Genomic DNA, 9,596 nt, shown 5'->3' with positions numbered 1-9,596 from the left:
GTGGAGCTGCATGACAAGGTCATCGGGCATTATCTGAACATAAAACACTATCAGTAAGTTGGAGTCATTACCAAAAAGTTGAGGATATGTGTGAAAGAATGAAAGGTGGCATCTCTATGTTTAACCACACCACAAAAACAGCTGATAATATAGAGCATAATTTGCAGCTAAGTTTTCTCGTGGGTTCACGTCCGTCGATCACCAATAAATACTCAGCAAAAGATGTAGGTCCAGATATACTTGCATTGCCCGTCAACGTATATCATGCGGATTTTAAAATTAAAATCAATAATGCAGTGGAGAAGGCTTCATCAATTGTGTTATGTGCTGTGCAAAAAAATCTCCATGCAGCAAGGAAGGTTCTTAGCGGGATAATAGGAAATGTGCCAAAAAATAATAAACCAAAAACAATTATTTTTGATTTGCGTTTTCTTAGTGCAATTAAGCAGAAAGTTTTTTTGGGCAGTGAAAAACCGTTGTTTGTAAAGCATACCGCAATGATGAGGGAGGCATGTAAGGAATTACCGCAGTCAGTGGAATATGTTCCTTTAGCCTGTGAAGCGCATAGCCATCGCAGCGTCGCCCTTGCCAAAACCGTGGCTGCGCCCATCATGGCGACAGGTGTGGGCTTGGCATTAATGTATGCAACATCATCAGGACCGTATTATGCGCAAAGTCTTTCTGGTTCGCCGGATATCGAGATGATAAAAAATCGCATGGCTGAATTGTTTAACCAGTCGGATATTTCTGTGCGCAACAAATATAGCCCGGCTTTTGATAAATGGAATGAACTGGTAGATAAATTAAATCACGAAAGAAATACAGTTCCGTTTGCGTGTTTGACCACCATTTTAGCGACGGCGATAAATGAAACTCTTGAGGGGGATACGAATGTTGCCGTTGTGATGGGGTGTAAATCTGCGAAAGATCGCACGATATCCATTGTCCTTGGCAACTCGATGTTGCAAACACTCCTTGAAAAACGCCTCGCCGATAGTGGAGAAATAGAAAATCTTTTTGATCAACAGGGATATTTTAGTTGCGATTCATTAACACCCGAAGAATTAATGATGTTAAAAGACCTTTTTGATATTCGAGTTCTTCATGTCTCTAACAAATTCAATGTTGGATTGCAAGGTAATATCAACACTGATGTTTTACAAGATTCGTTTTTTAAAAATGTCGATTTCATTCATGAATATAACTCGTATACCGTAGGGATGGGAGTCTGACGAGTAAAACTCATTAGGATTATCAGAATTCGGACAATGCATTGCAAAAATGACATACAAAGAGAGATGTGTGCAGGTACTTAGCCGCGAGGGGCATGGCGAAGCCATACAGAAAGTACCAGTATTCAGAACTCCAGTGAAAGCGGCATAGTGGCCGCCTGCTCAGGAGTTTTGCTATGACCCGTAATCGTGCTGAACGTCGCCACCCTATGATGCGATTAAAAAAACTCATCGTCGCGCTGATGATTGACGTCAATGCTATCGGATGATGCCGGGGGTGTTCCGGAAGGAATTCCTTGTTTCCCGAACTGTTACCAACAAAATTATAACGATGAGCAAGTAAAGACCGGTTGGTGGCAGTACTGACCGGTCTGTGATGAAAGATTAATTTCACCTTAAATCCTGGTGCTGTTAGGATGCTGACGTTTTTCGGCTACACCATTCAGATTATGTAAATAAATATCCCTGAATATAATATATTCATAGCACCCATAACTCATCCTGGGCGATAACTAAACCATTTTTGAGTAATAAATGAAACAACTGCAACGCTCTTATTATTTCTGGAAAACGCCTCGCAAAAACAAAATGACATGCAAAAATCCGCATTTTTTTAAATGCTTTTCCGGCGTAATTTTCGCACATACATTAATGAGTAATATATGTAAGGTGGTGGTAATGGCGATGAATACGGTTTTTCTTCATTTATCAGAAGAGGCAATTAAACGGCTGAACAAGCTTCGGGGCTGGCGTAAGGTTTCACGATCTGCAATTTTACGCGAAGCGGTTGAGCAATATCTGGAGCGGCAGCAATTTCCGGTGCGTAAAGCAAAGGGAGGCAGGCAAAAGGGGGAGGTAGTTGGTGTTGATGATCAGTGTAAGGAGCATAAGGAATGAAAAAAATTTTTCATTCTTGAATATAAAAAACAGATGCCCTTATTCTGGTATTAATACAAGGCTGTTTTACTTGAACTTATAATAACTGCAACTGTTACATCGTATCTGGAAAACGCCTCGCAAAAATAAAAAATGATGCGTAAATGAGCTTTCTTTAAAGATTCGGCAAGGGTACTTTTCTCTCCATAGATTCAAAAATGATATTGGCGAGATATTTATGAACTCTCTGGCAGGTATAGATATGGGCAGAATTTTACTCGATTTATCGAATGAGGTGATTAAGCAACTTGATGATCTCGAGGTGCAGCGTAATCTTCCTCGTGCGGACCTATTAAGGGAAGCGGTAGATCAATACCTGATAAATCAATCGCAAACAGCAAGAACCAGTGTTCCTGGCATCTGGCAAGGGTGTGAGGAAGATGGTGTCGAATATCAGCGTAAGCTGCGCGAGGAATGGTAATGGGAAAAAATGATGTCAATCAGATTGCTGACAACGTGCGCGTTGTTCATGCCGGATGCGGCGTGAACGCCTTATCCGGCCTACAAAGTCATGCAAATTCAATATATTGAAGTTTATTGGTAGGCCTGATAAGCGCAGCGCATCAGGCAATCATACGCTTGTCATCAGTGACATACCCATAACCTTATCGATGTGTTGGAGGGAAGAACGAGGCAAACAGACAATTGCGGCATGATCTTGAATGGGTAACGCGGAATACGAGAGATGGTGTCGTCACACCCTATGAGCTGTAATCCGGGCGACCTGCGCCACCCGGAAAACGTCAGAGATTACTCTCCTTCACCCGGAAACAGGAACGGGTTAATGGAACTACGGGCGTAGCCTTCTTGCTCCATTCGCGCGTCCAGTACCAGAGAGGCGAGGTCATCTGCCACGGCTTCAACTTTCGGTTCTTTTTCCTGATAAAGAATCTTCAGGTAAGTGCCGCAGTCATCGCAGCTTTCGGCTTTAATCGCGGCCTGTTCGTCATCCAGCGACCAGTAATGCAGTTTGCCGCTCTGCTCGCAGTTGCTGCATTTTACGCGCACTACGTGCCATTCGGTTTCACACAGGTTGCAGTGCAGGTAACGCAGACCCTGAGTGGTGCCAATTTGCACCATGCTGGACACCGGCATAGAGCCACATACCGGGCAATATTGACGTTGTTCGCCGTATTCAGCGCGGGCTTTGCCGGGGATCAGATTGGCCATCTGCGCCCAGTAGAGCGACAGCGCAGCCCAGATAAACGGCGCTTTATCGCTGCTGACGGACGAGAAATCAGAGGCAAACAGCGCGCTGGCCATATCTTCCAGCTCCTGAGTCGATGCCTTCTCCAGATTCTCAATCACTGCCAGCGCCGGGCCGCTCATTTCAGGTTTCAGCTCAGCAATTAGCGCCATCAGCAGCTTTTGCCAGTGCTTATCACGCGGCAGAACGTGAATATCCAGCGGGGGCTTGCCCTGTGCGCTGGCTTCTTTAATGCGCGCGGTCAGATCCATCTCCAGCGGATGGTCGTACAGCACCACTTTCTGGGCGTGGGCGATAAGCGCAGCAAAGCGCAGGTAATCACCCAGCGGATTATTTTCTGCCAGCTCGCGCAGACGCTCGGCGCGGCGGTTGTATAAATTCTTGAGCCGAGGGAACAATAACGGCGGAATCATATCCGCCGTACGTTTCTCGCTCGAACCCAGCTCATCTTGCGGGATTATGCGAATACTCATTCAGCTTTCTTTTCCGTTGTCTTGCGGACCTCACGGTACCAGCGCGGGTGATGTTTCTTCGCCCAGGCGCTGGTAACCCATCCTTCCACCATGGCGGTAATCGTGCCTTTCACCCAAAGGGCGGCGTAGATATGCACCATGATAACCACAATTAACGCCACTGCGGCAAATGAATGCAGCATTAACGCGAATCGGATCACCGGGATTGAGAAAGCAGGCGCAAAATAAGGACGCCAGATAATCACGCCGCTCACCAGCAGCAGAACCAGGAAAATAATCGCCGCCCAGAAAACGCATTTCTGACCGAAGTTATAACGCCCGGTGTCACCTACTTCCTCGTTGACGACGATCTTACGAATATTCTTCGCCCAAAAGATATCATCCCGATTGATTAGGTTTTGATGCCAGTAACGGAAAAACATGATGATGAACGAGGCAAACATAACCACGCCGACAAACGGGTGCAGAATTCGCGCCAGCTGCGGTGTGCCCATGATTTGCATCAACCAGTTGAAGGACGGGAACAAAAAGCCCAGCCCGCTCACCGCCGCCAGGATGAAGCAGAAGGCGGTGATCCAGTGGTTGATACGTTCCGGCGCGGTGTAGCGCACGATGGTGTCACGTCGTTTCATTTGCGCTCCTCGTCTTTCTCTTCGTGCAGATTATTCTCTTCCTCATCCGCACGGTTCGGACCGACACCCACGTAGTGGAAGATACTGGCCGCAAAGGTAGCCGCAAAGCCAACAGCCGCGAGCGGTTTCCAGATGCCTTTCCAGAATTTCACGGTTTCGCTGATTTCCGGGTTCTCCGGCAAGCCATGATACAGATTTGGCTTGTCAGCATGGTGCAGCACGTACATGACGTGTGTACCACCGACGCCTGCCGGATCGTACAGACCCGCATTGTCGTAACCGCGGGTTTTCAGCTCAGCAACGCGCTCGCTCGCCAGCGTTTTCATCGACTCTTTCGTGCCGAAGTGAATCGCGCCCGTTGGGCAGGTCTTCACGCAGGCTGGTTCTTGCCCAACCACCACGCGGTCAACGCACAGCGTACATTTGTAGACGCGGTTGTCTTCCGGGTTGAGGCGCGGAATGTCGAACGGACAGCCCGCAATGCAATAACCGCAGCCAATGCACTGCTCGGACTGGAAGTCGACGATACCGTTGGCATACTGAATAATTGCACCTTCCGCCGGGCACGCTTTCAGGCAGCCTGGATCGGAACAGTGCATACAGCCGTCTTTGCGGATCAGCCATTCCAGTTTGTCGTTCTGCTCCACTTCCGAGAAGCGCATTACCGTCCACGATTTGGCGCTTAAATCATTGGGGTTGTCGTACACCCCAATGTTATTGCCGACGGTATCGCGAATGTCGTTCCACTCTGAACACGCCACCTGACAGGCTTTACAGCCGATACAGGTGGTAACGTCGATGAGTTTCGCCACTTCTTCCTGGAAGTCCCGCGCCTGAGGCGCGGGGGTCAGACCGTTAGTCGCGGAACGACGAATGATATCTTGAGATTGATAAGCCATATGTCGTCTCCGTTACACCTTTTCCACATTCACAAGGAAGGACTTAAACTCCGGCGTCTGCGTGTTCGCATCACCAACGAATGGCGTTAAAGTATTGGCAATAAAGCCTTTTTTAGCTACGCCTTCATAGCCCCAGTGAATCGGAATACCGATGGTATCGATATCTTTGCCGTTCGCTTTCAGCGTGCGAATACGTTTGGTCACCACCGCTTTGGCTTTGATATAGCCACGGTTGGAGGAGACTTTCACGGTATCGCCCTGGGCAATGCCAAGTTTATTCGCCAGCGACTCCCCGATTTCCACAAACTGCTCTGGCTGCAAAATCGCGTTCAACAGCGCGTGTTTGGTCCAGTAGTGGAAGTGCTCGGTCAGACGATAGGTGGTTCCGACATACGGGAACTTATCGGCTTTACCCAATGCTTCGGCGTCGTCTTTAAAGATACGTGCAGCTGGGTTCGAGATAACGTTTGGATGCAGCGGGTTAGTTCCCAGCGGCGTTTCAAACGGCTCGTAGTGTTCCGGGAACGGACCTTCCGCCATCTTATCGAGGGCAAACAGACGCCCCATGCCTTCCTGCTGCATGATAAACGGCCCGACGCCGCTACCCGGAGGCGCTGCGCTGTAGTCCGGAATATCCCAGCCGGTCCACTTAGTGCCGTCCCATTTCAGCAACTGACGCTTCGGATCCCACGGGTTACCCTGCGGATCTGCGGAGGCGCGGTTATACAGAATGCGGCGGTTAAGCGGCCATGCCCATGCCCAGCCCAGCGTGTTACCGAGGCCAGACGGATCGGCGTTATCACGACGCGCCATCTGGTTGCCTTCCGGCGTCCAGCTACCGGCGAAAATCCAGCAGCCACAGGAGGTTGTACCGTCATCGCGCAATTGGGCGAACGAGCTAAGTTGTTGGCCTTTCTTGACGATAACCGCACCGGTTGCCGGATCGGTAATATCGGCCAGCGCCTTACCGTTGCTCTCCATCGCTACTTCTTCCGACTTCGGCTCATGCGGAATGGCGTAGTTCCAGGTCATGTTCAGCACCTGATCCGGGTTCGCGCCACCCTGTTCGGCATACATCTTGCGCAAGCGCAGGAAGATACCGGAGAGGATCTCACCGTCAGTCAGCGCAATCCCCGGGGCGTCCGCACCTTTCCAGTGCCACTGCAACCAGCGACCTGAGTTAACGATTGAACCGTTCTCTTCTGCGAAGCAGGTCGATGGCAGACGGAACACTTCGGTCTGGATCTTCGACGAGTCAACTTCGTTCAGCTCACCGTGGTTCTGCCAGAAGTTAGAGGTTTCAGTGTTCAGTGGGTCGATGGTGACGAGGAACTTCAGTTTCGACAGACAACCGATCACTTTGTTTTTGTTCGGGAATGAGGCAACAGGGTTAAAGCCCTGGCAGATATAGCCATTGACCTTGCCCTCTTTCATCATCTCGAAGTATTGCAGGACGTCGTAGCCTTTATCCCACTTCGGCAACCAGTCAAAGCCCCAGCTATTTTCCGCCGTCGCTTTATCACCAAAGAAGGCCTTCATCATAGAGACGAAGAATTTCGGGTAGTTGCCCCAGTAGTTTACCTGGCCTTCCAGCAGCGGTTTTGGCGTGTTGGCGGTAAGGTAGGTTTGCATATCGGTCTGCTTCTCGCTTGGCAGCGTCATGTAACCTGGCAGACTCTGCGACAGTAGCCCCAGGTCCGTCAGCCCCTGAATATTGGAGTGACCGCGCAGGGCGTTAACGCCGCCGCCGGCCATCCCCATATTGCCGAGCAGCAGCTGGATCATCGCCATCGTACGAATGTTTTGCGCACCAACGGAGTGTTGCGTCCAGCCGAGGGCATACAGGAACGAGGCAGTTTTATCGTGAGCACTGGTTTCTGCGATGTATTCGCAGACTTTCAGGAACGCGTCTTTTGGCGTACCACAGATGTTTTCAACCACATCTGGCGTGTAGCGGGAAACGTGCTGTTTCAGCAAGTTCCACACGCAGCGCGGATGTTGCAGCGTGGTATCGCGTTTGGCGAAGCCGTTTTCGTCCAGTTCATAAGTCCAGGAGGATTTATCGTACTTGCGTTTTTCCGCGTCGTAGCCGGTGAACAGGCCATCTTCAAAGCCGTAATCCTCACGCACGATCAGGCTGGCGTTGGTATAGGCTTCGGTGTATTCGTGGTTGAATTTTTCATTGTTCAGCAGGTACAGCAATACGCCTGACAGGAAAGCAATGTCAGTACCGGAACGAATAGGGGCATAGTAGTCAGCTACCGCCGCCGTACGCGTAAAGCGAGGATCGATCACAATCAGCTTCGCGCCGTTGTGAATTTTGGCTTCCATCGCCCAGCGGAACCCGACCGGGTGAGCTTCAGCGGCGTTACCGCCCATCACCACGACGAGGTTGGCGTTCTTGATGTCGACCCAGTGGTTGGTCATCGCACCGCGACCAAATGTTGGAGCAAGACTTGCTACCGTTGGTCCGTGTCAGACACGCGCCTGGTTGTCGACCGCGAGCATACCCAGCGCGCGGGAGAATTTTTGCGTTAAATAGCCGGTTTCGTTACTCGACGCGGAAGCACACAGCATCCCGGTGGAGAGCCAGCGGTTAACAGTCACGCCTTCGGCGTTTTGCGCAATGTAGTTAGCATCGCGGTCTTCTTTCATCAGTTTGGCGATGCGATCAAACGCCTCTTCCCAACTGATTTGCTGCCATTTATCAGAACCTGGCGCACGGTATTCCGGAAACTTCAGACGGCTTTCGGAGTGGATGAAATCCACCAGGCCAGCGCCTTTCGGACAAAGTGCACCGCGGTTGACCGGGTGATCCGGATCGCCTTCGATATGGAAGATAGATGCTTTGGCGTTTTTTGCTCCGTCACCGAGGCTGTACATCAACAGCCCACAGCCTACGGAACAATAGGTGCAGGTATTACGGGTTTCGCGGGTGCGCAGCAGTTTATACTGCCGGGTTTCCGCGAGTGCTACGCTGGGTGCAAAACCCAGTGCCGCTGCCGTGGTGCCTGCCATACCGCCAGCGCAGATCTTAAAGAACTGCCTTCTGCTGACCTGCATGGATTGCTCCTTGTTTCGACATTGTCACGTCCCATTTACATTCGCTTGCTGCGTGTGCAGGGAGTGGGAGTTATTTTTCTTTGCGGAAGGGGCCGCAAAGGTCCAGAATTGGCTCAATTTCCCTCCATCTAGGAAGGGTTTGTAACAGAATACCATAATGTTGGTGTGTATGTTCTTATCTGGTTAAGAGAAAGTGAAAAAAACACAGCGAAAAGAAATCGAAAATGTGACAAATATCACAGGTGTTCGTCAAATTGAGTTATGGCGGCGTGATGATTTACAACACCCACGGTTAGATGAGGTCGCGGAAGAAGTTCCCGTTGCGCTGGTCTACAACGGCATTTCGCATGTGGTGATGATGGCGTCGCCCAAAGACCTTGAGTACTTTGCGCTCGGTTTTTCGCTTTCCGAGGGGATAATAGAAAGTCCGCGCGATATCTTCGGCATGGATGTCGTTCCTTCCTGTAATGGTCTTGAAGTACAAATTGAGCTTTCCAGCCGCCGCTTTATGGGGTTGAAGGAGCGCCGCCGGGCGCTGGCGGGACGTACGGGCTGTGGCGTATGCGGCGTGGAGCAACTTAATGACATCGGAAAACCGGTGCAGCCGCTACCGTTCACCCAGACGTTTGATCTCAACAAACTGGATGATGCATTACGTCATCTCAACGATTTTCAGCCAGTGGGGCGACTGACTGGTTGTACTCACGCCGCTGCCTGGATGTTGCCATCTGGCGAACTGGTCGGCGGGCATGAAGACGTGGGTCGCCATGTGGCGCTGGACAAACTGTTAGGCCGCCGGTCACAAGAAGGGGAAAGCTGGCAGCAAGGTGCGGTACTGGTTTCCAGTCGTGCCAGTTATGAAATGGTGCAAAAGTCGGCGATGTGCGGCGTAGAGATTTTGTTTGCGGTGTCTGCCGCGACCACGCTTGCTGTAGAAGTGGCTGAGCGCTGTAATCTGACACTGGTAGGTTTTTGTAAACCGGGTCGGGCAACGGTTTATACCCATCCGCAGCGTTTGAGCAATTAATTAAAATAAGTCCTGCGATATATATTAAATTGCAGGACTTATTCATTTCGTGAATTGGTAATGACTCCAACTTACTGATAGTGTTTTATGTTCAGATAATGCCCGATGACCTTGTCATGCAGCTCCA

At 50.3% G+C, this 9,596-nt stretch carries 8 protein-coding genes and 1 pseudogene; 5 read left to right on the top strand and 4 right to left on the bottom strand.

The features are described 5' to 3' along the window. The 4 genes and pseudogenes from ABZJ92_RS18900 (at position 1) to yiiF (ending at position 2,589) form a co-directional block, all read left to right on the top strand. A complete protein-coding gene (locus tag ABZJ92_RS18900) occupies positions 1 to 57 on the top strand; it encodes an IS1 family transposase (RefSeq protein ID WP_003032489.1) in 57 nt (18 codons plus the stop codon). A gap of 14 nt (positions 58 to 71) precedes the next feature. Beyond that, a pseudogene (locus ABZJ92_RS18895) lies at positions 72 to 1,232 on the top strand (hypothetical protein); the annotation flags it as partial. Positions 1,233 to 1,910: 678 nt separating this feature from the next. Continuing rightward, positions 1,911 to 2,129, top strand: a complete 219-nt coding sequence (locus ABZJ92_RS18890) for a ribbon-helix-helix domain-containing protein (RefSeq protein ID WP_001295676.1) — start codon at positions 1,911 to 1,913, stop codon at positions 2,127 to 2,129. A 217-nt stretch (positions 2,130 to 2,346) separates the two neighbouring features. Further along, complete coding sequence (yiiF, locus tag ABZJ92_RS18885; protein WP_001086388.1) at positions 2,347 to 2,589, top strand: protein YiiF; 243 nt, start codon at positions 2,347 to 2,349, stop codon at positions 2,587 to 2,589. Between the two features lie 329 nt (positions 2,590 to 2,918). On the opposite strand, the gene fdhE is transcribed toward yiiF, so the two are convergent. The 4 genes from fdhE to fdnG are packed head-to-tail and all read right to left on the bottom strand — an operon-like array spanning position 2,919 to position 8,442. Beyond that, the gene (gene fdhE / locus ABZJ92_RS18880) at positions 2,919 to 3,848 is read right to left on the bottom strand and encodes a formate dehydrogenase accessory protein FdhE (protein WP_000027722.1); all 930 of its coding nucleotides are present in this window, start codon (positions 3,846 to 3,848) and stop codon (positions 2,919 to 2,921) included. Continuing rightward, the gene (fdoI, locus tag ABZJ92_RS18875; RefSeq protein WP_000829017.1) at positions 3,845 to 4,480 is read right to left on the bottom strand and encodes a formate dehydrogenase cytochrome b556 subunit; all 636 of its coding nucleotides are present in this window, start codon (positions 4,478 to 4,480) and stop codon (positions 3,845 to 3,847) included. The genes fdhE and fdoI overlap by 4 nt, the downstream gene beginning before the upstream one ends. Then, entirely contained in the window at positions 4,477 to 5,379 is a 903-nt protein-coding gene (gene fdoH / locus ABZJ92_RS18870) for a formate dehydrogenase O subunit beta (RefSeq protein ID WP_000331377.1), read from the bottom strand. The genes fdoI and fdoH overlap by 4 nt, the downstream gene beginning before the upstream one ends. A 12-nt stretch (positions 5,380 to 5,391) precedes the next feature. After that, positions 5,392 to 8,442: a formate dehydrogenase-N subunit alpha gene (gene fdnG, locus ABZJ92_RS18865; protein ID WP_353765456.1), complete on the bottom strand. Its 3,051-nt coding sequence runs from the start codon at positions 8,440 to 8,442 to the stop codon at positions 5,392 to 5,394. 193 nt (positions 8,443 to 8,635) lie between these two features. Between fdnG and fdhD the strand changes: the two genes are divergently transcribed. Further along, on the top strand, positions 8,636 to 9,469 hold the full coding sequence (fdhD, locus tag ABZJ92_RS18860) for a formate dehydrogenase accessory sulfurtransferase FdhD (RefSeq protein WP_000753620.1): 834 nt from the start codon (positions 8,636 to 8,638) through the stop codon (positions 9,467 to 9,469). Positions 9,470 to 9,596: the final 127 nt, after the last annotated feature.

The sequence above is a fragment of the Shigella sp. FJ200513 genome, assembly GCF_040495915.1.
Lineage (GTDB): Bacteria > Pseudomonadota > Gammaproteobacteria > Enterobacterales > Enterobacteriaceae > ECMA0423.
The sequence above is the reverse complement of the archived record's forward strand: the minus strand, read 5'-3'. Positions and strand labels throughout refer to the sequence as shown.

Excerpts from the sequence above, each read along its gene's own strand:
- fdhE (WP_000027722.1), bottom strand. The coding sequence starts at position 3,848 with ATGAGTATTCGCATAATCCCGCAAGATGAGCTGGGTTCGAGCGAGAAA.
- yiiF (WP_001086388.1), top strand. The coding sequence starts at position 2,347 with ATGAACTCTCTGGCAGGTATAGATATGGGCAGAATTTTACTCGATTTA.
- fdoI (WP_000829017.1), bottom strand. The coding sequence starts at position 4,480 with ATGAAACGACGTGACACCATCGTGCGCTACACCGCGCCGGAACGTATC.
- fdoH (WP_000331377.1), bottom strand. The coding sequence starts at position 5,379 with ATGGCTTATCAATCTCAAGATATCATTCGTCGTTCCGCGACTAACGGT.
- ABZJ92_RS18890 (WP_001295676.1), top strand. The coding sequence starts at position 1,911 with ATGGCGATGAATACGGTTTTTCTTCATTTATCAGAAGAGGCAATTAAA.